General features: G+C 49.4%; 22 protein-coding genes and 2 pseudogenes. 16 read left to right on the top strand and 8 right to left on the bottom strand.

Annotation, left to right across the window (positions count from 1 at the left end; all coding sequences use genetic code 11):
- Positions 1-102: 102 nt before the first annotated feature.
- The 7 genes from speFL to kdpF form a co-directional block, all read right to left on the bottom strand.
- Positions 103-207: a leader peptide SpeFL gene (gene speFL / locus J4685_RS10370; protein ID WP_113771962.1), complete on the bottom strand. Its 105-nt coding sequence runs from the start codon at positions 205-207 to the stop codon at positions 103-105.
- A 277-nt stretch (positions 208-484) separates the two neighbouring features.
- Positions 485-1,162 carry a two-component system response regulator KdpE gene (kdpE, locus tag J4685_RS10365; RefSeq protein ID WP_000186047.1) on the bottom strand — a complete coding sequence of 226 codons (678 nt, stop codon included), beginning with the start codon at positions 1,160-1,162 and terminating at the stop codon, positions 485-487.
- Positions 1,159-3,843 (bottom strand): two-component system sensor histidine kinase KdpD, encoded by a 2,685-nt coding sequence (gene kdpD, locus J4685_RS10360; protein ID WP_000997474.1) that lies wholly within the window; start codon positions 3,841-3,843, stop codon positions 1,159-1,161. The genes kdpE and kdpD overlap by 4 nt, the downstream gene beginning before the upstream one ends.
- Entirely contained in the window at positions 3,840-4,424 is a 585-nt protein-coding gene (gene kdpC / locus J4685_RS10355; RefSeq protein WP_001539480.1) for a potassium-transporting ATPase subunit KdpC, read from the bottom strand. The genes kdpD and kdpC overlap by 4 nt, the downstream gene beginning before the upstream one ends.
- 8 nt (positions 4,425-4,432) lie before the next feature.
- The gene (kdpB, locus tag J4685_RS10350) at positions 4,433-6,481 is read right to left on the bottom strand and encodes a potassium-transporting ATPase subunit KdpB (protein WP_000088032.1); all 2,049 of its coding nucleotides are present in this window, start codon (positions 6,479-6,481) and stop codon (positions 4,433-4,435) included.
- A gap of 20 nt (positions 6,482-6,501) precedes the next feature.
- Entirely contained in the window at positions 6,502-8,181 is a 1,680-nt protein-coding gene (gene kdpA, locus J4685_RS10345; protein ID WP_000730078.1) for a potassium-transporting ATPase subunit KdpA, read from the bottom strand.
- Entirely contained in the window at positions 8,181-8,270 is a 90-nt protein-coding gene (kdpF, locus tag J4685_RS10340) for a K(+)-transporting ATPase subunit F (RefSeq protein ID WP_001670793.1), read from the bottom strand. Before kdpF ends, kdpA begins: the two co-directional genes overlap by 1 nt.
- A 336-nt stretch (positions 8,271-8,606) precedes the next feature.
- Between kdpF and J4685_RS10335 the strand changes: the two genes are divergently transcribed.
- Together J4685_RS10335 and phrB are read left to right on the top strand one after the other, a co-directional pair.
- Positions 8,607-8,813, top strand: coding sequence for a YbfA family protein (locus J4685_RS10335; protein ID WP_000401435.1), 207 nt, complete (start codon positions 8,607-8,609; stop codon positions 8,811-8,813).
- A 110-nt stretch (positions 8,814-8,923) separates the two neighbouring features.
- A complete protein-coding gene (gene phrB, locus J4685_RS10330) occupies positions 8,924-10,345 on the top strand; it encodes a deoxyribodipyrimidine photo-lyase (protein ID WP_001142015.1) in 1,422 nt (473 codons plus the stop codon).
- A 38-nt stretch (positions 10,346-10,383) separates the two neighbouring features.
- On the opposite strand, the gene J4685_RS10325 is transcribed toward phrB, so the two are convergent.
- Positions 10,384-11,865, bottom strand: a complete 1,482-nt coding sequence (locus J4685_RS10325) for an MFS transporter (protein WP_001041128.1) — start codon at positions 11,863-11,865, stop codon at positions 10,384-10,386.
- A gap of 328 nt (positions 11,866-12,193) precedes the next feature.
- On the opposite strand from J4685_RS10325, the gene ybgI reads away from it, so the two are divergent.
- The 14 genes and pseudogenes from ybgI to J4685_RS10260 all read left to right on the top strand — a co-directional run bounded on the left by ybgI (position 12,194) and on the right by J4685_RS10260 (position 24,835).
- Entirely contained in the window at positions 12,194-12,937 is a 744-nt protein-coding gene (ybgI, locus tag J4685_RS10320; protein ID WP_000798844.1) for a radiation resistance protein YbgI, read from the top strand.
- Positions 12,938-12,952: 15 nt separating this feature from the next.
- Positions 12,953-13,609: a 5-oxoprolinase subunit PxpB gene (gene pxpB, locus J4685_RS10315; protein ID WP_001188371.1), complete on the top strand. Its 657-nt coding sequence runs from the start codon at positions 12,953-12,955 to the stop codon at positions 13,607-13,609.
- On the top strand, positions 13,603-14,535 hold the full coding sequence (gene pxpC, locus J4685_RS10310) for a 5-oxoprolinase subunit PxpC (protein ID WP_000932051.1): 933 nt from the start codon (positions 13,603-13,605) through the stop codon (positions 14,533-14,535). Before pxpB ends, pxpC begins: the two co-directional genes overlap by 7 nt.
- A complete protein-coding gene (gene pxpA / locus J4685_RS10305; RefSeq protein ID WP_001017915.1) occupies positions 14,525-15,259 on the top strand; it encodes a 5-oxoprolinase subunit PxpA in 735 nt (244 codons plus the stop codon). Before pxpC ends, pxpA begins: the two co-directional genes overlap by 11 nt.
- Positions 15,260-15,581: 322 nt before the next feature.
- Positions 15,582-15,713, top strand: coding sequence for a hypothetical protein (locus J4685_RS10300; protein WP_001521652.1), 132 nt, complete (start codon positions 15,582-15,584; stop codon positions 15,711-15,713).
- A gap of 59 nt (positions 15,714-15,772) precedes the next feature.
- Entirely contained in the window at positions 15,773-16,339 is a 567-nt protein-coding gene (locus J4685_RS10295; protein WP_000824702.1) for a tyrosine-type DNA invertase, read from the top strand.
- Positions 16,340-16,798: 459 nt separating this feature from the next.
- Positions 16,799-17,133, top strand: a pseudogene (locus J4685_RS22545) (hypothetical protein).
- Between the two features lies 1 nt (position 17,134).
- Positions 17,135-17,875, top strand: coding sequence for a hypothetical protein (locus J4685_RS10290; protein WP_001194234.1), 741 nt, complete (start codon positions 17,135-17,137; stop codon positions 17,873-17,875).
- A 285-nt stretch (positions 17,876-18,160) separates the two neighbouring features.
- Positions 18,161-19,312 carry a UDP-galactopyranose mutase gene (gene glf / locus J4685_RS10285; RefSeq protein WP_001669310.1) on the top strand — a complete coding sequence of 384 codons (1,152 nt, stop codon included), beginning with the start codon at positions 18,161-18,163 and terminating at the stop codon, positions 19,310-19,312.
- A pseudogene (locus J4685_RS10280) lies at positions 19,309-20,204 on the top strand (glycosyltransferase). Before glf ends, J4685_RS10280 begins: the two are co-directional and overlap by 4 nt.
- A gap of 12 nt (positions 20,205-20,216) precedes the next feature.
- Entirely contained in the window at positions 20,217-21,350 is a 1,134-nt protein-coding gene (locus J4685_RS10275; protein ID WP_000824906.1) for a glycosyltransferase family 4 protein, read from the top strand.
- Between the two features lie 128 nt (positions 21,351-21,478).
- Complete coding sequence (locus tag J4685_RS10270) at positions 21,479-22,249, top strand: ABC transporter permease (protein WP_000998825.1); 771 nt, start codon at positions 21,479-21,481, stop codon at positions 22,247-22,249.
- Positions 22,250-22,252: 3 nt separating this feature from the next.
- On the top strand, positions 22,253-22,963 hold the full coding sequence (locus J4685_RS10265) for an ABC transporter ATP-binding protein (RefSeq protein ID WP_000702849.1): 711 nt from the start codon (positions 22,253-22,255) through the stop codon (positions 22,961-22,963).
- 93 nt (positions 22,964-23,056) lie between these two features.
- On the top strand, positions 23,057-24,835 hold the full coding sequence (locus tag J4685_RS10260; protein ID WP_000273732.1) for a glycosyltransferase: 1,779 nt from the start codon (positions 23,057-23,059) through the stop codon (positions 24,833-24,835).
- The last annotated feature ends 73 nt before the right edge of the window (positions 24,836-24,908 follow it).

Genomic DNA, 24,908 nt, shown 5'->3' with positions numbered 1-24,908 from the left:
TACCGTACTGTCGCTTTTAACAATTCGAGTTATTTAGGCAATAGACCTGAATGACATAAGGGTCGGAAAGACCTGTATGCTGAAGTACCCGTAGCAGAAAAACTACCGGGCATTAAAGAAATGAAAGTCGAAACTATTACGGCAGGCAAACATCATAATATGCGTTGTCCGCCTTATATGGGGCATAAAACGATTATTATTTTCCATTTTGAGATCCTTTCATTGATTTATTGAAAGCATGGATATTTTATCCAGGAAGCGCCAGCAATCTGTGAACCAGATCAACAAAAAACGATCATTTGAAAAATAATTAGTCGGCGATTATGCATATCGTGCTGTGAAATAACGGATTGTTTCTTAAATGTTAATTATATGTTTTTTATATCCTCTATAAAATATAATATCGCCGCGAAAATAATTATTCGCGACGCCGAAAATAAATGACATAAAAATTAGAAGTTATTTAAAAATAATGAATAGCTATTCACGGCATAAAGCGATAGCCAATTCCGGTTTCGGTAATAAAATGGCGTGGGCGGGTGGGATCTTGTTCCAGTTTCTGGCGTAAATGTCCCATATAGATGCGCAAATAGTGGCTATGCTCCACGGCGTTAGGGCCCCAGACTTGGTTTAATAACTGCCGTTGGGTTAATACCTTGCCGGCATTATTGAGTAATACCGCCAGCAGGCGGAACTCAATCGGCGTCAGATGGATTTCTTCGTCGCCACGGTGGATCAACCGTGCGGCGAGATCGACCGTCACGCCGGAAAAGCGGACGATCGGATCGGCGCAAGGGCTGGCGGCGTGCCGTCGCAGCGCGACACGCAAACGCGCCTGCAGCTCGCCAATGCCGAATGGCTTGCTCAGGTAATCATCAGCTCCGGCGTCAAGCGCGGCAATCTTATCGCTTTCTTCGCTGCGGGCGGGAAGGACAATCACCGGTATTGCGCTCCACTGACGCAGGTCGCGAATGAAATCGATTCCGTCGCCGTCCGGAAGGCCGAGATCGAGAATAATCAGATCGGGCTTTCGCGTGGCGGCTTCCAGTAAACCACGTTGTAATGTTTCAGCTTCATACACGCGCAGGCCGTCGCCTTCCAGCGCGGCGCGCAGAAAGCGGCGGATGGCCTGTTCATCTTCAACAATCAGAACGTTTGTCACATATCCTCATGAAAATCGTCAAGTTCAGGTGGTTTTCCTTGCGGCAGCGTCACACGGAAACAGGCGCCGCCCTGCGGTCGATTATAGGCGGTAAGCGTGCCGCCGTGTACCTCTACGATAGCATGGCAAATCGCCAGCCCCAGCCCCACGCCGGGGACGGCGGACTCTTTGTTGCCGCGGGCGAATTTATCGAAAATCTTCTGTTCTTGCCCCGCAGGAATACCCGGCCCGCTATCCCAGACATCCAGTTGTAAACGATCGTCCTTAACCGCAGCATCAATGCCGATACTGGCCTGCGGCCCGGCATACTTAACGGCGTTTTCCAGCAAGTTGATCAGGACACGCTCAAATAAAGGGCCATCGACATGGATAAGTGTTAACTGTTGCGGCAGCGACAATGTAATCGGATGCAATAAACCCGGCTCTAACATCTGTAACGCGCTACCGACGACCTCTCCCAGCGTCAGCCACTCTTTTTTAAGATTAAACCCGCCGGACTGAATACGCGCCATATCCAGCAAATTATTCACCAGCCGGGTGGTGTTGAGAATATGCTGGCGGATTTCACTGGCCTGACGCGCGTGGGGCGATCCTGCGCTGGCTAAATCCAGCGTCAAAATTTCCGCCTGGCCGAACAATACCGTCAGCGGCGTGCGTAAATCATGCGACAGCGCCGCCAGCAGAGCGTTGCGAATACTTTCTCGCTCGCTGGCGAGACGCGCCTGTTCTTCGCTGGCGGTCAGCGTCAGTCGTTCCAGCGCGTTGGCGACAAGCAGAGTGAATGTTTCCAGCAGGCGTTGCTGCTCCGGCACCATTAACTGACGCAAATTACCCGGTTCGACGATAGCCAGACCGTACGTTTTATCGGCGCTTTTCAGCGGCAGGATTTGATAAGGCACGCCAGGGAGGGTATCGGTGCCTGCGCCGGCAGGCTGGCCTTTATCAAAACTCCAGCGCGCAATTGCGTCGTCCCACGGCGTCATGCCTTGCTGGTGGGTGAGAGGCAGCAACTTACCGTTAGCATCAGGTAATAAAATTTGGCTGCGCGCCTGAAACGTCGAGGCGATAAACCGCTCGCTGGTCGCGGCGATATCATGTTCGCTACGCCCGACGGCCAGCGCTTTAGACATTTCATATAAATGGCGGGTACGCTGTTCCCGATAACGGGCGACGCGCGCCTGATAGCGCACCCCGGCAGTAAGATTGCCAATCACCAGACCAACCGTCAGCATCACGGCAAAGGTCAGCAAATACTGCACGTCCGAAACGGCGAGCGTACCGCGTGGCGCGATAAAAAAGAGATCGAAACTCGCCACGTTAATCACCGTCGCTACCACCGACGGCCAGCGTCCGTAAAGCAGCGCAATCACCACTACGCCCAGCAAATAGAGCATCACCAGATTGGCGGCGTCGAAGGTGACAAGCCACTGCATAGCGATAAGCGTGGTGATGGCGCAAAGCGCCACGGCGACCAGACAGCCCTGAATCTGCCCACGCCATTTCTCTTTAAAAGGACGGTTATCAGGCGTTTGCGCCAATGCGCGGGCTGGCGGCTCTTCCAGCGCGACGATCACCTGATCGAGATCCGGCGCGCGCCTGGCAAGACGGTCGGCGAAAGCGTCACGTCGCCACCAGCGTCGCGACGCCGGGCGGCCCATGACGATTTTCCCCAGATTATGCTCGCGGGCATAGCGCACGACCGCTTTCTCTTCGGCGGGATCGGACAGGGTGGCGGTTTCCGCGCCAAGCTCCTGCGCCAGGCGCAGCGCGCTTAAAATAGCCCGCCGTTGTTTTTCCGGTAAGCGGTGTAACGTTGGCGTTTCGACATAGACGGCGTGCCAGACGCTGCCGAGCCGGGAGGCCAGACGCGCCGCGGTACGCACCAGTTTTTCGCTGCCGGTGTTATGCCCGATACACAGTAAAATCGCATCGCGGGTGTGCCATACTTTTTCTTCGCCCGGATGCGCGCGCCAGGCGCGCATCTGATCGTCCACGCGATCGGCTGTCCGGCGTAGCGCCAGCTCGCGGAGGGCGATCAGATTGCCCTTGCGGAAAAAATGTTCAATAGCGCGTTCCGCCTGACCGGCGATATACACTTTACCTTCGTTGAGCCGTTGGCGCAGATCGTCGGGCGGCAGATCGACCAGTACGACTTCATCAGTGGCATCAAAAAAGGGATCGGGGACGGTTTCGCGCACCTGAATCCCCGTGACGCCGCTCACCACATCGTTCAGACTTTCCAGATGTTGTACGTTCACGGTGGTGAAAACGTCGATTCCCGCTTCCAGCAGCTCTTCAATATCCTGCCAGCGCTTAGGATGGCGTGAGCCAGGCGCGTTACTGTGCGCCAGCTCATCCATTAAAATCAGCGCCGGACGCCGGGCGAGGGCGGCATCCAGGTCAAATTCGCGAATTTGCCGCCCCCGGTGCGAGTGACGTTTTGGCGGCAGAATGGTCAGCCCGTCAAGTAGTGCGGCGGTCTCTTCACGGCCGTGCGTCTCTACCACGCCGATCACCACATCCAGCCCCTGCGCTCGCAGCCGCTGCGCTTGCGCCAGCATCGCCCAGGTTTTTCCGACGCCTGCGCAGGCGCCGAAGAAAATTTTCAACTTCCCCCGGTGGGGCGGGGGCGTTTGTTCCAACAAGCGATCCGGATCAGGACGCAAGGGTTCGTCGTTCATTTCGCTCTGTGTCCCTGTAGCGCATCCAGCGCCAGATTAAGCTCAACAATATTCACCACCGGTTGCCCAAGAAAGCGCGCCAGCGGCCTGTGCGTATATTCTGCAACCAGTTGCGCGACCTGTTCAACGGGAAGCTGGCGAGCCGCCGCCACGCGGGGGATTTGCCATGCCGCGGCGCCGGGCGTCAGATTATTATCCAGCCCGCTTGCCGACGCCGTCGTCAGCTCAACCGGAACCGCGGAACTCGCCTGGGGGTTAGCGGCGCGTAGCGCGGCGACGCGGGCCTGAATTTGCGCATCCAGTTCGGGATTGCTGGCGGCCAGGTTGCTTCCGCCCGACGCCAGTGGATTATAAGGCGTATCGGCGGTGGCGGAGGGCCGGCCATGAAAATAGCCCGCGGCGGTAAACGATTGTCCGATAAGCGCTGAGCCGCGTATCACATTGTCTTTATGAATCAGCGAGCCATTAGCCTGCCAGGGAAACCACCACTGCCCCAGCGCCGTGGTCAGAAGCGGATACACGCCGCCGGTCAATAACAGCAGAAATAACATTGTCGAAAAAGCAGGACGTAAACCGATCATCATACACCTCATGCCAGACCCAGCAGGGTCAGCAGCACATCAATCACTTTGATGCCAATAAACGGCACCACCAGACCACCCAGACCATAGATCCATAAATTACGGCGCAGCATGGCCGATGCGGAAAGCGGCTTATAACTCACGCCTTTTAATGCCAGCGGGATCAGAAAAATGATAATCAGGGCGTTAAAGATCACCGCGCTCAGAATGGCGGAGTTCGGCGAATGCAGCCCCATCACGTTGAGCGCGTTTAGCTGCGGATAGGTAGCGGCAAACGCGGCGGGAATAATGGCGAAATATTTCGCTACATCATTCGCGATACTGAAGGTGGTGAGCGAGCCGCGCGTCATCAGCATCTGCTTACCGATATGCACCACTTCAATCAACTTGGTCGGGTTAGAGTCCAGATCCACCATATTACCGGCTTCTTTCGCCGCCTGGGTGCCGGAGTTCATCGCCACCGCGACGTCAGCCTGCGCCAGCGCCGGGGCATCGTTAGTGCCGTCGCCGGTCATGGCGACCAGCCGTCCTTCCGCCTGATATTGACGGATCAGCGCCAGCTTGGCTTCCGGCGTGGCTTCGGCAAGAAAATCGTCCACACCGGCTTCGGCGGCAATCGCTGCCGCCGTCAGGCGGTTATCGCCAGTGATCATCACCGTTTTAATGCCCATCTTTCGTAGCTGGGCGAAACGTTCTTTAATGCCGCCTTTAACGATATCCTTGAGGGCGATAACACCCAGTACGCGCGCGCCTTCCACGACCACCAGCGGCGTCGCTCCCAGACGCGCCACGTTCTCGACGTTTTGCTCGACATCGGCGGGAAAATGGCCGCCATTGCTCTCGACATGACGCCGAATCGCGTCCACCGAGCCTTTACGGATCATCCGGTTATCGATATTAATCCCGCTCATGCGGCTTTGCGCGGTAAACGGAACAAAGGTGGCATGAAGCGACTGCATATCGCGTTCACGCAGGTTAAAGCGCTGTTTGGCGAGGATCACAATGCTGCGGCCTTCCGGCGTTTCGTCGGCCAGCGAAGCGAGCTGCGCGGCGTCAGCCAGCGCGCGTTCGTCCACCCCTCGGGCGGGAATAAAATCGGACGCCTGGCGGTTGCCGAGCGTGATAGTGCCGGTTTTATCCAGCAGTAACACATCGACATCGCCTGCGGCTTCTACGGCGCGGCCGCTGGTGGCGATGACGTTCGCGCCCAACATTCGGCTCATTCCGGCTACGCCAATGGCGGAGAGTAGCCCACCGATGGTGGTGGGGATCAGGCACACCAGCAACGCCACCAACACGGTGACGCTGACCGCGTTACCGCCCCAGGCGGAGAAGGGCCACAGGGTGGCGGTCGCCAGTAAAAAGACAATGGTCAGGGCGATGAGCAAAATCGTCAGGGCAATCTCGTTAGGCGTTTTCCGCCGCTGCGCGCCTTCCACCATCGCGATCATCCGGTCAAGAAAGGTTTCGCCAGGATTGACGCTACAGGCAATCACCAGCCAGTCGGAAAGAATTCGCGTGCCGCCGGTGACAGAGGCGAAATCGCCGCCGGACTCGCGGATCACGGGGGCGGATTCGCCGGTAATCGCACTTTCATCCACCGAGGCGCCGCCTTCGATGACCTCGCCATCGCAGGGAATAATATCGCCCGCTTTGACCAGGACAATGTCGCCTTTCCGCAGTTCAGCGGCGGGCACGTTATCGGCCTGCGCATCATGGCGCGGGGCGCGCAGCCGACGAGCGAACGCGGTCTTTTTCACCCCTTTCAGACTGTTTGCCTGGGCTTTGCTGCGGCCTTCCGCCAGCGCTTCGGCAAAATTGGCGAACAGTACAGTGAACCATAACCACAGGCTGATCACCCCTGTAAACAAGGCGCTTCCCGCTATTTGTCCTGTTACCATAGCGAGCGTTAACAGAGTGGTTAGCACGCTGCCGGCCCAGACCACAAACATCACCGGGTTACGCCACTGGGCGCGTGGGCTTAATTTTTTTACGGCATCCGTTAGCGCCTGTACGAGTAAAACAGGTTCAAACAGCGCCAGTTGCTTGCGACTCATATCAATGTACTCCACATCGCTCAAGGTAAAGAGAAATGTTCCGCTACCGGGCCAAGCGCCAGGGCAGGAATAAACGTCAGCGCGCCGACCAGCAGTACCGTGCCGATGAGCAGTCCAATAAATAGCGCGCCGTGGGTCGCCAGCGTTCCCTGACTGGCCGGCTGTACTTTTTTACTGACCAGCGATCCGGCGATGGCCATGACAGGAATAATCACGCCGAAACGGCCGACGAACATGCAGAACGCCAGCAAACAGTTCCAGAAAGGCGAGTTAGCGCTCAGACCTGCAAAGGCGCTACCGTTGTTGTTGGCGGCAGAGGAGACGGCATATAGCACTTCGCTAAAACCGTGCGGGCCAGGGTTCAGCATTGCGCTGCGTCCGGCATCCGTCATCATCGCCAGCGCCGAACCCAACAAGACCAACATCGGCGTGACCAGAATCGCCAGCGCGGTCATTTTCATTTCGCGCACGTCGATTTTTTTCCCCAGATATTCCGGCGTGCGACCGATCATCAGCCCCGCGATAAACACCGCCAGCAGGACAAACAGCAACATGCCATACAGGCCTGAACCGACGCCGCCAAAGACCACTTCGCCAATTTGCATCAGCCACATCGGCACCATACCGCCCAGAGCGGTAAACGAGTCGTGCATGGCATTTACCGCCCCGCAGGACGCCGCGGTCGTGACGACGGCAAACAGGCTGCTGGCCAGCACGCCAAAGCGTGTTTCTTTACCCTCCATGTTGACGCTACTGTCCGCGCCCGCCGCCAACAGATGTGGATTTCCCTGAACTTCCGCCCACATCACTACCGCTACGCAGACCACAAAAATGAATGACATTGCCCACAGTAGCGCGCGTCCCTGACGGCGATCGCCCGCCGCTTCGCCAAAGGCGAAACAGAGCGCGGCTGGAATCAAAAATATCGCCAGCATCTGCGCCAGATTAGTGAGCGCGGTGGGGTTTTCGAACGGATGCGAAGAGTTGGCGTTAAAGAAACCGCCGCCGTTGGTGCCAAGCATTTTGATCGCCTCCTGCGAAGCAACCGGCCCCATCGGCAAGAGTTGTTTAGCGCCTTCAAGGGTGGTGATGGGCTGATAAGCCGACAGGTTTTGCGGTACGCCTTGTTGGATAAAAAACAGCGCGATAATTAACGCGACAGGAAATAATATCCATAGCGTAATGCGTACCAGATCCTGCCAGGCATTACCCAGCGTGTGCACATTCTGGCGCGTAAAGGCGCGGATAAGCGCAAAAACCACCGCAATCCCGGTCGCCGCCGACAGGAAATTTTGCACCGTCAGCCCCGCCATCTGGCTAAAGTAGCTCAGCGTGCTTTCGCCGCTGTAGGCTTGCCAGTTGGTATTGGTGACAAAGCTGACGGCGGTATTCAGCGCCAGATCCCAGGACAGCCCCGGTAGCCGCTGCGGATTTAAGGGCAGCCACTCCTGCCAGAATAGCAGGCAAAACAGGATGCCCAGTCCCAGCAGATTGAGCGTCAGTAGCGCCAGTAAATACTGACGCCAGTTCATTTCGTGGTCGGTAATGCCAAGAGTCCGCCAGAGGATACGCTCAACGCCAGCCACGCCCGGCAACGGAACGGCGGCGATGAGCCTTGCCAGGCCCGAACCCAACGGTTTCGCCAGTACCAATAAAATCAGTAAAAAACTGGCGATCAGTAAAAATCCTTGCGCGGCCATCAGAACGCCTCCGCATTAATCAGGGCATAGACCAGATAACCTAAAAGTAAGAAAACCAGCACGATGCCGGTTATCACGCCTGCACTCACAGAGCACCTCCAGTGGCATTGTTTTACTCCTGAGAAAGGTAATTTTTTGGCTGCAAAGATTTCGCAAAAATTGGCGGGCGGAGTGTAAAAAAAGTATAAAAATGGCAAAGACCATTATTTAACCAATGATTAGTATTAATTTAACCTTTTTGTAACTAATTTACACTTTGAATGTAAATCTGCTGGAAAAGCGTGAAAATAAGTGGTCGGATGAGTAGTAAAATTACACCGAAAGCGGTACTATTTTAATCAGGTAACGAGGTTCAATTTTTCGGTGCTATTCACCGATTCAATCTATACCGGGGCGGATAGCGTCGGTATAAAGGGGGGAAACGTATGGAACACTATAAAGACTATCCGGCGCATGTCATTTTTGCCCGTCGTGCTTTCGCGGTGACCGCAGGCGTGCTGGCGTTGCCGGTGATGCTCTTCTGGAAAGACCGCGCGCGTTTTTATAGTTATCTGCACCGTGTCTGGTCGAAAACCAGTGATAAACCGGTATGGATGGCGCAGGCTGAAAAAGCCACCTGCGACTTTTATTAATCGCGACCAGCCTGAAAAACCGTCAGCCGCCACGCTGGCGGTTTTTTTATGCGCCAGGGTCTACACTGTTTAACGCTATTCGCCGTGACGTTTCATCTTTCAGGAGTTGTATGCCCACCCATTTAGTCTGGTTCAGGCGCGATCTGCGTTTACAGGATAACCTTGCGCTGGCCGCCGCCTGCCGCGATGCATCCGCGCGGGTGCTGGCGCTTTATATTTCCACCCCCGCCCAGTGGCAGGCCCATGATATGGCGCCGCGGCAGGCGGCATTCATCAGCGCGCAGCTCAATGCGCTACAGACGGCCCTTGCAGAGAAAGGGATTCCGCTGCTGTTTCATGAAGTGGCGGATTTTAACGCCAGTATTGAGACGGTTAAAAACGTTTGCCGGCAGCATGACGTCAGCCATCTGTTTTATAACTATCAGTATGAGTTTAACGAGCGTCAGCGTGATGCGGCGGTGGAAAAAACGCTGCCATCTGTCATCTGCGAAGGCTTTGACGATAGCGTGATTCTGGCGCCCGGCGCGGTGATGACCGGCAATCATGAAATGTATAAAGTTTTTACGCCGTTTAAAAACGCCTGGTTGAAACGGCTAAAAGAGGATATCCCGCCGTGCGTTCCGGCCCCGAAGATCCGGGTGAGCGGCGCGCTTTCTATACCCTTAACGCCAGTCTCGCTTAACTACCCGCAACAGGCGTTTGACGCCGCGCTTTTCCCGGTGGAAGAAAACGCGGTCATCGCGCAGCTACGTCATTTTTGCTCGCAGGGCGCAGACGAGTATGCGTCACGGCGCGATTTCCCTGCGGTTGACGGCACCAGTCGGCTTTCCGCCAGCCTGGCGACGGGTGGCCTGTCGCCGCGACAGTGCCTGCACCGATTACTGGCGGAGCAGCCGCAGGCGCTGGACGGCGGGCCGGGAAGCGTCTGGTTGAATGAGCTCATCTGGCGGGAGTTTTACCGTCATTTAATGACCTGGTATCCGGCATTATGCAAACACCAGCCGTTTATCCGCTGGACAAAACGCGTCGCGTGGCAGGAGAACCCGCACTATTTTCAGGCATGGCAGAAAGGCGAAACCGGTTATCCCATTGTCGATGCGGCGATGCGCCAGCTTAACGCGACGGGCTGGATGCATAACCGTTTACGCATGATTACCGCCAGCTTTCTGGTAAAAGATCTGCTAATTGACTGGTGGTTGGGGGAGCGCTATTTCATGTCGCAGCTTATTGACGGCGATCTTGCCGCCAATAATGGCGGCTGGCAGTGGGCCGCTTCAACCGGTACCGATGCCGCGCCTTATTTTCGTATTTTTAATCCCACGACTCAGGGAGAGAGGTTCGATCGCGACGGCGAATTTATCCGCCAGTGGCTACCGGCATTACGCGATATACCTGGAAAAGCGATTCACGAGCCGTGGCGGTGGGCGGAAAAAGCGGGAGTCGTACTTGATTATCCTCGGCCTATTGTGGAGCACAAACAGGCGAGAATCGCAACGCTTTCCGCCTATGAGGCGGCGAGAAAAGGGGCGTGATACAGGCCCGGTAGCGCAAACTACCGGGCCTTCTGCTATCAGGATTCGACGGCCAGCGCGCGGCTTTTGAATTTGAAGGACTGATACAGCCAAATCAGCAGGACAACCCCTACGCAGGCTAACGCGCCCCAAGTGATCTGTTCAAAAACATCCACATAGGCGTTTATGGCGTAATTAACCGCGCCGCTGGCGTCGAAGGCGCTTTGCGAGGTCTGGTCAGCGATGACGCCTGCCAGATAGTTAGCTATCGCGCCGGACAGCAGCATATAAATTCCGGTTAATACGCCGGTGACGCCGGGGATGTCAATGCGCGTAATTTGCGACATGGCGACCGGGTCGATAAACAGCTCGGCAAAGCCCATCACCGCCAGTCCCAGCACCATCAGCGGCATTGAGGAGTGTCCGTAAGCGGCGGACCAGCGTGCGCTCAGGGTCAGAATACAGAATCCGGCGCTCATCAGACCGAGACCCAGCGCGAATTTGCCCCAGATACGCACGGTGCGATTACCGCTTACGCTCTCTTTAACCAGCCAGGCCAGGACGACCCCACACAGCATCACGGCAAAGGCGTTCACCGACTGGAACATGGCGGTAGGAACGGAATAGCCCAGAATATCGCGGTTCACAAAGCGGTCGATATACAGGCTGATAGAACTGCCGCCCTGCTGGGCAAACGCCCAGAACAGCATACTGAACAGGGTCAGGGTGACAATCAGCCCCAGTTCTTTGCGTTGTTTTGTCGTTTGCGCCTGGCGATAAATTTTTGCCAGCACGACCAGGCCGATCGCGGTCGCCACGATTAAGGCATAGACAGACCATTCTTTCCAGAACAGAACGGTAATCAGCAACGGCGCCGCTACCAGCAGAATTAACAGCCAGCCCCAGTTCGGCAGCAGGTAGTTTCTGGCGCACAACACGGCTTTATTCACGCCGGTGGTGTGGGTGAAATGACGATTTCCACACAGGAAGATCACCAGCCCCGCCAGCATACCAATGGCGGCGAGCGCAAAGCCCATCGCCCAACTGTACTCCTCTTGCACATAGCCGCAGGCGATAGGCGCCACGATCGAACCAATATTGCCCGCTGCGTAAAGCAGCGAGAACCCGCCGTCGCGGCGCGGATCTTCCGGCTGGTACAGTTCGCCCAGCAGGCAGCTAATATTCGATTTAAACAGGCCGTAGCCGCAGACAATGATCGCCAGCGACAGATAAAGGAATGTCGGCGCGATCTCACTGGCGCCCAGCACTAAATGACCTATAGCCATTAAAAATGCGCCCAGCATGACTGCCATTCGGTTGCCAAGCACCTTATCCGCCAGATAGCCGCCGAGAATTGGCGTTACGTAGACCAGCGAACAATAAGCGCTGAATAACTCATAGGCGTGGTTATCGTCGTATTTTAGCTGATTGGTGAGATAAAGAATCAGTAGGGCGCGCATACCATAAAAGCTGAAGTACTCCCAAATTTGCAGGGCGACAACGTAGTAAATAGCGCGGGGTTGAGATGCTTGTTTATTCATCGTATTTCCGGGATAGAGACGCTGCGGCAAGAACGCGGCATTCTCAGATAATGCCTTTCTTTGTGGGCTTATTAAGCCTGCCGTATCGCCGTGTTTCCTTAAAGTTACCAACATGATACAGAACTGATTTTTTCTGTAATATGCGTTCTGATTGCATAAATATACATGAAACCGATCGTGTTTTGCTAAGTAATTTGCGCCAAACCCGGGGGTGATTGTTTCTTGATGTGTCAAACAAATGTTTATCGACGAACGGCTAACGGGAGGCTATGTTAACGGAGGCTGAACCCGTAACGGGAAAGTAGAACGTGGGTTAAAGGGAGCGATGATGAAAAACACCGAGCTGGAACAACTGATTAACGACAAGCTGAACAGTGCGGCAATAAGCGATTATGCGCCGAATGGTTTACAGGTCGAAGGAAAAGAGACGGTACAGAAAATCGTTACCGGCGTGACCGCAAGTCAGGCGCTGCTCGATGAGGCGGTGCGTTTGCAGGCCGATGCGGTCATTGTTCATCATGGTTACTTCTGGAAAGGCGAGTCTCCGGTTATTCGCGGCATGAAACGCCGTCGCTTAAAAACGTTACTGGCAAATGATATTAACCTTTACGGTTGGCATCTGCCGCTGGATGCGCACCCTGAGCTGGGCAACAATGCGCAGTTGGCGGCGCTATTGGGCATTACCGTGAAAGGAGAAATTGAGCCGCTGGTGCCGTGGGGAGAGCTCTCAATGCCGGTGCCGGGGCTGGAACTGGCCTCATGGATTGAAGCGCGTCTGGGGCGTAAACCGCTATGGTGCGGCGATACCGGGCCAGAGAATGTTCAGCGTGTCGCCTGGTGTACCGGCGGCGGGCAAAGTTTTATTGATAGCGCCGCCCGCTTCGGCGTGGATGCTTTTATTACCGGCGAGGTGTCTGAACAGACCATTCATTCCGCGCGCGAACAGGGGCTGCATTTTTATGCCGCCGGGCACCATGCCACTGAACGCGGCGGTATTCGCGCCCTGAGCGAATGGTTGAACGAAAACACGGCGTTGGATGTGACGTTTATTGATATCCCTAACCCGGCATAACTGAGAGGTAATAAAGTGCAGCGAGCGCGTTGTTATCTGTTAGGCGAAACGGCGGTCGTCCTGGAACTTGAACCGCCGATTACGCTGGCGAGCCAGAAACGCATCTGGCGTCTGACGCAGCGTCTGGTCGATATGCCGAACGTGGTGGAAGCCATTCCCGGGATGAACAATATCACCGTGATCTTGCGGGAACCGCAAACCCTGGCGCTGGATGCGATTGAGCGTCTGCAGCGCTGGTGGGAAGAGAGCGAGGCGCTGGAGCCGGACTCGCGTTCGGTTGAGATCCCGGTGATCTATGGCGGCGCAGGCGGGCCGGATCTGGCGGCGGTGGCACGACACAGCGGTTTGAGTGAAAAGCAGGTCGTGGAGCTACATGCCTCCGTTGAGTATGTCGTCTGGTTTTTAGGCTTTCAGCCTGGCTTTCCCTATCTTGGGAATTTACCAGAACCGCTCCATATGCCCAGACGCGCGGAGCCGCGCCTGCAGGTTCCGGCCGGTTCTGTCGGCATCGGCGGCGCGCAGACGGGTATTTATCCATTATCCACGCCGGGCGGCTGGCAGCTGATCGGCCTCACGCCGTTGAAGTTATTCGATCCGATGCGGGAGCCTCCGGTTCTGCTACGCCCTGGCGATAGCGTACGCTTTGTGCCGCAAAAGGAGGGAATATGCTGAATATTATTCGCGCGGGGATTTACACCTCCGTGCAGGATAGCGGGCGCCACGGCTTTCGTCAGTCGGGGCTGAGTCACTGCGGTGCGCTGGATAAACCCGCCTTTCAGACCGCTAATCTCCTGGTCGGGAACGATGCGAATGCCCCGGCGCTGGAAATCACTCTCGGTCAACTGGTTGTCGAATTTGAAAATGAGACCTGGTTCGCTCTTACCGGCGCAGGCTGCGAGGCGCAGTTGGATGATCAACCGGTCTGGACCGGCTGGCGATTGCCGGTAAAAGCGGGTCAGCGTCTTACGCTGCATCGACCGCTTCACGGGATGCGTAGCTATCTGGCGGTAGCGGGCAGTATTGCTGTGCCGGAGGTGATGGGATCGTGTAGTACCGATCTGAAGTCCGGTATCGGTGGGCTGGAAGGACGGCTGCTAAAAGATGGCGATCGGTTGGCGACGGGTAAACCATCGCGACAGTTTAGCGGGCCGCAGGGCGTGAAGCAGTTACTGTGGGGGAATCGCATCCGTGCGCTGCCGGGGCCGGAATACCGTGAATTCGATCGCGCCTCGCAAGAAGCGTTCTGGCGTTCGCCATGGCAGCTCAGTCCGCAAAGTAATCGCATGGGCTATCGTTTGCAGGGACAATCGTTAACGCGGACAACGGATCGCGAACTGCTGTCGCACGGTTTGCTGCCCGGTGTCGTACAGGTGCCTTACAACGGTCAACCTATTGTGCTAATGAATGATGCCCAGACAACTGGCGGCTATCCGCGCATTGCCTACATCATCGAGGCAGATATGTACCATCTGGCGCAGATCCCGCTAGGACAACCGATCCATTTTGTGCAATGTTCGCTGGAGGAGGCGCTCAACGCGCGCCGCGAGCGTCAGCGCTATCTGGAACAGCTTACCTGGCGACTTCAGCATGAACATTGATTTAAATGCGGATTTGGGCGAAGGTTGCGCCAGCGACAGCGAATTATTAACGCTGGTCTCCTCCGCCAATATCGCCAGTGGTTTTCACGCCGGTGATGCGCAAACCATGCTGACCTGCGTGCGCGAGGCGCTGAAAAACGGCGTGGCGATCGGCGCGCATCCCAGCTTTCCGGATCGGGATAATTTTGGGCGGACGGCGATGGTTTTGCCGCCGGAAACGGTATATGCCCAGACGCTGTACCAAATCGGCGCGCTGGGGGCGATTGTTCAGGCGCAAGGCGGCGTGATGCGCCATGTCAAACCGCACGGTATGCTCTATAACCAGGCGGCGAAAGATCCCCGTCTGGCACAGGCGATTGCGAAAGCGGTACACGACTATGATCCGTCACTGATACTGGTTGGACTGGCGGGAAGCGAGCTGATCCGGGCCGGTGAACGCTGTCGCCTGGTGACGCGGCAGGAGGTGTTTGCCGATCGCGGCTATCAGGCCGACGGTAGTCTGGTGCCGCGCATGCAACCTGGCGCTCTGATTCACGACGAAGAGCAGGCGCTGGCGCAAACGCTGGACATGGTGCAAGCCGGGAGAGTGAAAAGCGTTACTGGCGTGTGGACGACTGTCACGGCGCAAACGGTGTGCATTCATGGCGACGGCGAGTATGCGCTTGCATTCGCACGCAGGCTACGCGCCGCGTTCAATGCGCGTAATATACACGTTATTGCCTGAGGCCCGACGATTGAAGCTATTATATTACGGCTGCTAAAAATTATCGTGTTCTGTTCTCTTAATGTCAGGAAGAGGGATTTATTCAATACTATATAAATCCCCTTATAATATATTATTTTAAAAATAACCAAGTGATGCTGTAATAGCCAGTATGATGAGCTTATTGCTGTTAGCAGCAGAGTTTTTGAAAATCATTATGATATTGTTAGCTATCGCCATCTAATCAAACCTCCGGGGCGGGTAAACTACCTGACTCTTTATTACCCCTTTCTGATTGATTTACCTCACGATAGCCTCATTTTTAGCATTTATATTCCTCGTCATGACGACTTATCAGGAGATTGAAGCCAGATTGATTCGCTGTTTCACTATCACGTCATGGATAGCGTGCCAGATTGCCAGCTATATGGATTTTAAGCTGTTTACGCATAGCAACTTTTTTAGCGAAAATTAAACTCATCTGATCAGTGATTTTTTAGTATATTACTCATTTTGTTATGATGGATTTGTTTTGTGAAAAGAAAATATCTTACGCAAGAAGAGATTGAAAAACTGCTGTCAGCGACCGACAGAATGCCCTTCCCGGAAAGAAACCACTGCTTAATCCTGATGGCGTTTATTCACGGCTTCCGGGCCAGTGAGCTGCTGGGGCTGCGCTTGTCGGATATTGATCTTGCAGGAAGACAGCTTTATATCCGGCGCCTCAAAAATGGCTTTTCAACGTGTCACCCCCTCCTTCCCGATGAGTATAACGTACTGAAAAGCTGGCTCAGGGCCAGGAAGTATCTTGAGAAAGGGGCTGACGGAGACTGGCTGTTCCTGTCGTTGCGACGGCATCCGCTCAGCAGGCAACAATTTTTTTACATACTTCGTGAGGCAGGGCGGTTGGCCGAATTAACGATAGCGCCACATCCTCATATGCTGCGACATGCCTGCGGCTACGCCCTTGCTGATAAAGGGATTGATACACGACTCATACAGGACTATCTGGGGCACAGGAATATCCAGCACACCGTAAGATACACCGCAAGTAACGCCGGGCGTTTTCATGGAATATGGCGAAAAAAACGTCGAGTATAACCGTACGTTCTGATTCAAAAAGTTAAGTCCGCTTCGCGCTTTCATCATCCTCTCAGATTTACCCCTTCCACACAAGAGTCATACAATCGTAATCTATTGCTTATTAAGGAGTTATCCATATAACAATAAAAAAACTAAGGGAAAATTTACCTGGTCCAACCAGCACTATGCTGTATCCATTTTTGTCCTGCCTGCACAAAATGTTAATTTTAAGTGTTAAAAAAACGTATTAAATAATACTTAATGCTGATTAATTATCATATCAAAGAATTAAATCCTTTATTTTACCTTTTGAATCATATTGTTAAATCACAGATAAGTCTGTTCAGGGAAAGCTGATTTACATAATCAACATATAAATCAATATATTACTGTGTTTTCTATTTGTCATTTTGTACTCCGCACAGGGCAGAATTACCCTGCGGCAGGAGCATGTACTACCAGGGGGACTGACGGCCTGTGCAGCCGAAAAGCAGAACCGGACAGGGTGTCAGAGTGCTGTGTTTAGATAGAGCCAGACGTCATTTTTCATACAGACATGGAATGGCTCCCGGTCCACGAAAGGGTGCGGACATGTTGTTTCCACAACACGAAGCTGCCGTTGCTGGCGCAGTGCCGGGTCGGCAATGGCCAGAGGAGAACAATCTGATGACGCAAGAATATGCGGAAATATCCACCGGAAGGGGGGCACCAGTAAGTGCCGATACAGTATGGGGGCGAAAATATTTTTGCTCCTGCTGGCGGTCTCCACCGTCGCAGCGTTATTCAGCCTGTATCAGGTTCTGACGTACTGATATGCAGACGTTAACCAGAGTACTGCCGCCTCTCCGGCTGATTATGTTTTGTCAGTCAGGCGAAAATCCTGCGCAGTTTCCGGATACCGGCGGCCTTTGCGTGGAGGACTGCGTTCGTCTCAGGACACCAGAAGGGCTGCTGGATCGGTTGCGTCGGTGGCCCGGCGCGATGGTGATATCCGCCGGACGGCCATCAACCCAGCTTCTGCTGTGGCAACAGGTTTTTCAGCGTTATCCGCGGACAGTGGTTTTTTGCAGCAGTAACGCGTTTTTACCGGTTGACGTCAGCGTGGAAGGTTACTTCCGCCATCTGAGGCTGATTAAACGCGCCATGTCGGTAAGGGTTCTGGCCAGAATGGCTGAGCTTGCCATATGGTCATCACTACAGACATTGCCTTACGAGGAGGAGATGAAAAGCGCGTTGAGCGTGCCGGAGCTGGTGATGGAGATAAACAGCCGCACGCTGGTCAGGTTACTGTCAGAGCGTCTGCCAAAACAGGGACGGCGGGTGCTGGGATTACTGTTGTCAGGCTGTAGCCCGGAAATGACGGCCCGTATGCTGGGAACCGGCGTGAGGCAGGTCTGGCTCGCGGAGCAGACGCTGAAACAACGCTGGGATATCCCGACAGGAGTACCGCTATCTGATGCGGTAAGAATAAGGATACCGGACGTCGGCCCGGACATCAGTCAACAGAGTGGGTTGGTAAAAACTGGGGCCGGTAACGCACCGGATTTATGCTGACAGCATATTTACATCATGTCGCGCGGTATTCAGACCCATAATGTTGCGTTCTGAATGAGTTATCTTCACAAAATAAATATGGCAATCATCGTTGTCCGGAAATACCGCATAACGTGTGACATTAATGAATCTGTAATCAGTGCGAGGGTTTACGCGCTGTGGCGGTAGCGTGGAATTATCTGGATGCGTTGAGTAAATTTCACTTTACCCTTCTGATATAAATGAAAATGGTTCTGGATAAACTATCTAATATTATCTGTGTCTGCGAACAGAGTGACAAAAATAATGCAACGTAAAAAGATACTAATTGTAGGTGCGGGCCTTTCAGGCGCAGTAATAGCACGCCAGTTAGCCGAGCAGGGACATGTAGTCAATATTATTGATCAACGTTCGCATATCGGTGGTAACGCTTATGATGCCCGAGATGAGCACACGGGTATTATGGTGCACGTTTATGGTCCTCATATTTTTCATACTGATAATGAAACTGTATGGAATTATGTAAATAAATACGCTGAGATGATGCCTTATATCAATAAGGTTAAGGCCACAGTAAATGGTCAGGTATTTTCTCTACCTATCAATCTTCATACCATCAATCAATTTTTTGGTGTCGCCTGCTCACCTGATGACGCCAGGAAATTACTGCTTCAAAAATGTGATAGCACCATTCTGGAACCACAAAATTTTGAGCAACAGGCCTTGCGTTTCATTGGTAAAGAGTTATATGAAGCCTTTTTTAAAGGTTATACCATTAAACAATGGGGGCTTCATCCTTCCGCGTTACCCGCTTCTGTATTGAAACGTATCCCTGTTCGCTTTAATTATGATGATAACTATTTCAATCATAAGTTTCAGGGAATACCAAAATTTGGTTATACACAAATGGTCAAGTCCATTGTCGAACACGAAAATATCGCTGTTGAACTATGTCGCTCCTTCACTCAGGAAATGCGGACAGATTATGATCATGTTTTTTTCAGTGGCGCGCTGGATGCCTTTTACTCCTGTCAATATGGCCGACTGGAATATCGTACATTAGACTTTAAAAAAATAATTTGCCAGAGTGATTATCAAGGATGCGCAGTAATGAATTATTGTTCAATAGATACTCCTTATACTCGGATTACTGAGCACAAATATTTTTCTCCGTGGGAGAGACATGAAGCTTCAATATGTTATCAAGAATATAGTCGGGAATGTGAAGCTGGTGATATACCCTACTATCCTGTTCGCAGGGCAGATAAAATGGATTTACTGAATAAATATCTGTCGCGGGCTAAAAAAGAAAAAAATATTACTTTCATTGGTCGTCTTGGCACTTATCGTTATCTCGATATGGACATCACGATAGCTGAAGCATTACAGACGGCGGACGTATACTTAACGTCGCTATATGAACAAAAAGAAATGCCAGCTTTTACAGTTACCGTTTGATGAAGTGTACAGCGCTAATCGTAACTTTTAACCGTCTTGAGAAATTAAAAAAAGTGTGCGAGAGACTGTTAAGGCGGGTTTTTCCTCTATTGTTATCGTTAATAATGGCTCAAGCGACGGTACCAGGGAATGGCTTTCTTCATTAAGTGAACCTGGCATCACGATACTTAATCTTAAAGATAATCTTGGTGGTGCTGGCGGATTTAAAGTAGGTAGTCAATATATATGCTCATATAGTAATGCCGATTGGGTATTTTTCTATGATGATGATGCTTACCCGGAAATTAATATTTTAAAGCATTTCTCGTTATTAGATACCTCAAGATACCGTATATTTGCGTCGCGAGTTCAGGACACCTATGGACGGTCTTGTCGGATGAATTTGCCTTTCATCAGGGTTCCATCTACGGTGTTTGAGACTATTTATTATGTCATACGCCCAGAGAGGTTTTCTCCAGTAAGAACTCAGGTTACTGATGTTCAAACTGTGTCATTCGTTGGTATGATTATTGATCGAAAGGTATTGAATAACCATCTTAACGATATCCATGATGAACTTTTCCTTTATTATGATGATTTTTTCTTTGGTTATAAGCTAGTATTGTCCGGGCAGAAAATTCGTTACTCCCCAGAAATTAAATTTATTCATGATATCTCTATTCATGGAAGGTGTATCTGCCCCGAATGGAAAGTATATTATCTTTGTAGAAATTTGTTGCTGCTGAGAAAACTTTTACCCGTTCCCAGGATATTCAGTGTTCTTTCTATAGTATTACGCCTCTCTAAATATCTCGCCATATTACCATGGCAGCGTAAGAAATTTCGTTATCTATATTTTATCTGGCAGGGAATACTTCATGGACTTAAAGGTATTAGTGGGAAATATCATTAGCAGGACGAAGAGATGAAAAGGTTATGTTATTTTGTAAATTCAGACTGGTACTTTGATTTACATTGGACAGAACGTGCGATAGCGGCAAGGGATGCGGGTTATGAAATTCATATCATAAGTCATTTTATTGGTGAAGAGATTATAAAAAAATTCAAAACGCTTGGTTTTATTTGTCACAATGTGTCTCTTGTTGCTCAGTCATTTAATATGTTTGTTTTTTTTAGAGCATTCCTTAACGCTCGGAAAATTATTAAAGAGATTAATCCTGACTTATTGCATTGTATTACGCTCAAACCTTGCCTGATTGGTGGGGTTAGCGCCAGGAGAAGTAATAGTACAGTTGTTATCAGCTTTGTCGGACTTGGTCGAATCTTTTTATATAATACCGTGCCAATGAGAATATTGCGTGCGTTAACCGTTTTGGTTTACAAATATATTGCCGGTAATAAGCGTGGTGTTTTTATTTTTGAACATGATAAAGATCGACGAAAAATATCGCGTTTAGTAGGTATTGATTATCATAAAACTATCGTTATCGAAGGTGCTGGAATTAACCCGGATATTTATAAATTCTCTATAGAGAAAAAACATGAGATACCGATAGTCCTTTTTGCAAGCCGAATGTTATGGAGTAAAGGTCTTGGCGATCTCATTGAAGCAAAAAAGATCCTCAGACAAAAAAATATTCATTTTGTTTTAAATGTTGCAGGTATATTGGCCGAGGACGATAAAGATGCTATCCCTTTGGAGCTCATTCATCACTGGCATAATGAAGGACTAATTAACTGGCTGGGACGCTCTTCGAATGTATATGAGCTTATTCAGAAATCGAATATCGTTGCATTACCATCTATTTATCCGGAAGGAGTACCACGGCTTTTATTAGAGGCATCATCTGTAGGACGTGCATGTATTGCTTATGATACCGGCGGATGTGATAGCTTAATTATTCATAACTATAATGGGTTGATCGTGAAAAGTAATTCAGCTCAGGAGTTAGCGGTAGAATTAGAGTATTTGTTAAAAAATCCACAGATTCGCTTAGAGATGGGGGCGAATGGAAGAAAACGTGTAAAGGAATTGTTTTCCAGCATATTAGTCATTAATAAGACATTGCAAATTTATAAAGACACTATTGGTTGCTAACACCATAAAGTGCTTATGAAGTAGGTCAGTGTTTAGATAAATAGTATGTAAATATTATAGAAAATAAATAAGTTATATTTTCATATCGTTAAAGAATAAGTTCTTCAGGTAAAGGTGACACGGAAACAATGAATGATTTGAAAGAAGCTCTGGCCAGGCACCAACTTTGGATTTCGCTAGGTTGGAATGATGTCCTGGGACGATACCGGCGATCGGTGTTAGGGCCTTTTTGGATAACGATTTCGATGGGGGTCACCATATCAGCGATGGGACCTCTTTACGGTTCGCTGTTCAGTTCTGGTTCCGAAAATTTTATCATGCATCTTACTTTAGGTATGATCTTTTGGGTCTTTCTATCAGCAACTATTAATGAGTCATGCGGAATATTTAATGAGTCCGCATCAATTATTAAACAATCTGATCTTCCGCTATATTTATATATATTACGTGTTTTCTATCGGCAGTTTATGATTATGTTGCATAATTTTATCATTATACCTTTCGTGATTTTTTTTACCAATACATCGGTAAATCTTGATATTCTCCTTTTTATACCTGCAATTATAATAACATCCATCTCATTAATTTCTACAGGTATGATTCTCGCCATTTTTTGCACAAGATATCGTGATATGGGACCGGTTGTTCAAAGTGTAGTAACGTTGTGTTTTTTTATAACTCCCATCATCTGGACATCGGAACAATTACCAAAGGGAAGAAAGGAATTTGTTGATTATAATATTTTTTATTACTTTATGGAGATGCTCAGGAAACCACTAATGGGAACTGTACCAGATGTAACTATATGGTTTTATACAATAATAACCTCTATTATTATGTTGATGGTCTCAACCTTAGTGTTGACTAAATATCGCTCAAGAATCGTATACTGGTTATAATTAATGAAAATCTCTTGCAAAAACGTTGGCGTAATACTCCCTATATTTAACTCCAGCCACCGTTCATTTAAAAAAACTTTTTTACAGGCTGCTTCAGGTGGACGAATTGGCTCATCGAATACCGGGATTATTGAAGTAGAGGCATTAAAAAAAATTGATTTTACGCTTACCGAAGGTAACCGTCTTGCGCTTATTGGACACAATGGTTCGGGCAAAACCACTCTTCTGAGAGTACTTGCAGGGGCCTATAAACCAACTTCAGGGAAGTATGAATGTATCGGTCGAGTCACCAGCCTCATTGATCCCATGATGGGAATGGATGGTGAGCTTACAGGCCTGGAAAATATAAAACTGAGGGGTCTATTTCTCGGTCTGTCAAAAAATGAAATAAAAAATATTACAGAAGATGTCATCGAGTTCAGCGAGTTAGGTGATTTTATTAAAATCCCCGTTAGAACGTATTCTAGTGGTATGGTTCTGAGGCTTGGTTTTTCTATTTCTACTGCAATTAATCCTGAAATTTTACTGATGGATGAATGGATGAGCGTGGGTGATAGTGATTTTAAAAGAAAAGCAGAGATGAGATTAAATAGCTTTATCTCTAAAGCGGGCATTATGGTAATGGCCACTCACGATGATGAACTGGCTAAATCTGTATGTAATAAGTTCATCAGGCTTGAGCACGGTGAGATAGTTAGCAAAGGCGGATTTTAATATTCTTATTGCAGTATTTATATCACTACGCGGTGAGTAATTTACTATTTTATAATAGCGTTACCCCAGATAATATAAATTTATAGGTTCGTTATGTATTTTTTACTTCAAAAAGTAATTTTACCAAACATTGATCTATGCACGGAAGAGCAGCTTTATTTCAGAACTCAGGGCGGGAAGTATAACTATACCTCACGTAACTTATTTGTTCCGCGTCATAAGGTTGCATATTTTGATACTTTTTTTAATGCATTCTCAATTAAGAAATGGAAAAAATATACAACCTTAACATCACTTTTTTTGCGGGTTAATATAATTGGTCGCGGAACTATAACTGTAAGGCATAAAGAGAATGGTGTCATTAGAGTATTAAAGCAAATTGATTTTAAATCGTCATGTAATATTAGTGATGAGATTGAAATTGATATATCAAAAATAAATTTTGGATATATCTATGTGGAGTGGCAATCAGACGAAGACTCTGTTTTAAATGGATTTGAATTTCTGACTAAAGATCATGTTAGTAAATCATCTATGGCTTTAGTTATAACAACTTATAATAGAAAAGAAGCTGTTACTAAAACAATCAATAGAATTAATAAAACACTCTTAACCCAGAGCGAATTTAAAGATCGTTTTAAATTGATTGTCGTTAATAATGGCGAGGCGATTAATCACCAGTCAGGAAACGGCATTATGGTTATCAATAATGAAAACCTCGGTGGGTCAGGCGGGTTTATGAGAGGTTTGATAGAGGCAAGGAAAATCAACGATGTCAAACATGTCATATTTATGGATGACGACGGCTCATGTGAAATTGAATCGATTTGTCGAACTCATGCTTTTTTACTGATGGCTAAAGACAAAAATACAGTTGTTACTGGCTGTATGCTTTTTGAAGATAACCCGGCAATCATACATGAATCTGGTGCCATATGGCATAGAGATTTTTTACATTACCCGGATAAACATTATCTGGATGCTCGGGGAATAGATTCTTTAGATACTTTTGATAATGAAAGAAAAATAGGCTACGGTGGATGGTGGTTTTTTGCCTTTAATATTAACGCTATTGAATATTACTCATTTCCTTTCTTTGTTCGTGGTGATGACCTGCTATTTGGATATATGCATAAAAAACATAATATTGTCACACTTAATGGTGTAGCTTCGTGGCAAATGGATTTTGAAAGAAAAATATCGGTTCTAAATAGCTATTTGAACTTCAGGACTGTTGCTGTACCTGCATTAATTAGTAAAAGAAAGTTTGCTGCACTACTGTTAAGTGTTTTCTTTGTGCGGGAAGTCTTTCTTGCGAGTTTTTCATGCCGCTATGAACTTGCCAGAGCAATGATTATGTCATATAACGATTGTCTTTCTGGACGGGAGTTTTGGGAAGATAATGTAGATCTTCTGGAGATAAGAAAAAGAATTAATGCAATAACTCATAATGAAAAATTCAATGTAGAAGGTATTGATATTATTAATGGTTGTGTTGATTACCCATGTTCTGGTAAAGAAAAAGCCATCTACAAATTTTTTAGATGCATAACCCTTAATGGACACTTAATTCCAGCTTTCTTTTTAATTAAAAAACCAATCGTGGTTGATTATCGTCATTATCACCCTACTAAGTTTTCATTCCGGAGAATTACTATCTATCATTTAAATATAGAAAATGGCAAATTATTAAAACTTACCCACTCAAAAATGGAGTTTTTTAAAGTTATTATTAATGGTTTGTTTACGGCAGTCAAAAATTTTTATCGGTTTAAATCTGCAAAAAAAGAGATGAAAAATAGTTTGCCCTATCTTACCTCAAAGCTCTTTTGGTATAAAAAATTCAATAAAAAATCTGAAGATAAATATTAAACATGATGTAAGTGGTGTTGATGAGAATTATACCGATTTTTTAATTATATGACTATGATAATCTTAGGTATGG

This window comes from Salmonella sp. 32100201201700099SM, from assembly GCF_017572645.1.
Taxonomy (GTDB): Bacteria; Pseudomonadota; Gammaproteobacteria; order Enterobacterales; family Enterobacteriaceae; genus Salmonella; species Salmonella enterica.
The sequence above is the reverse complement of the archived record's forward strand: the minus strand, read 5'-3'. Positions and strand labels throughout refer to the sequence as shown.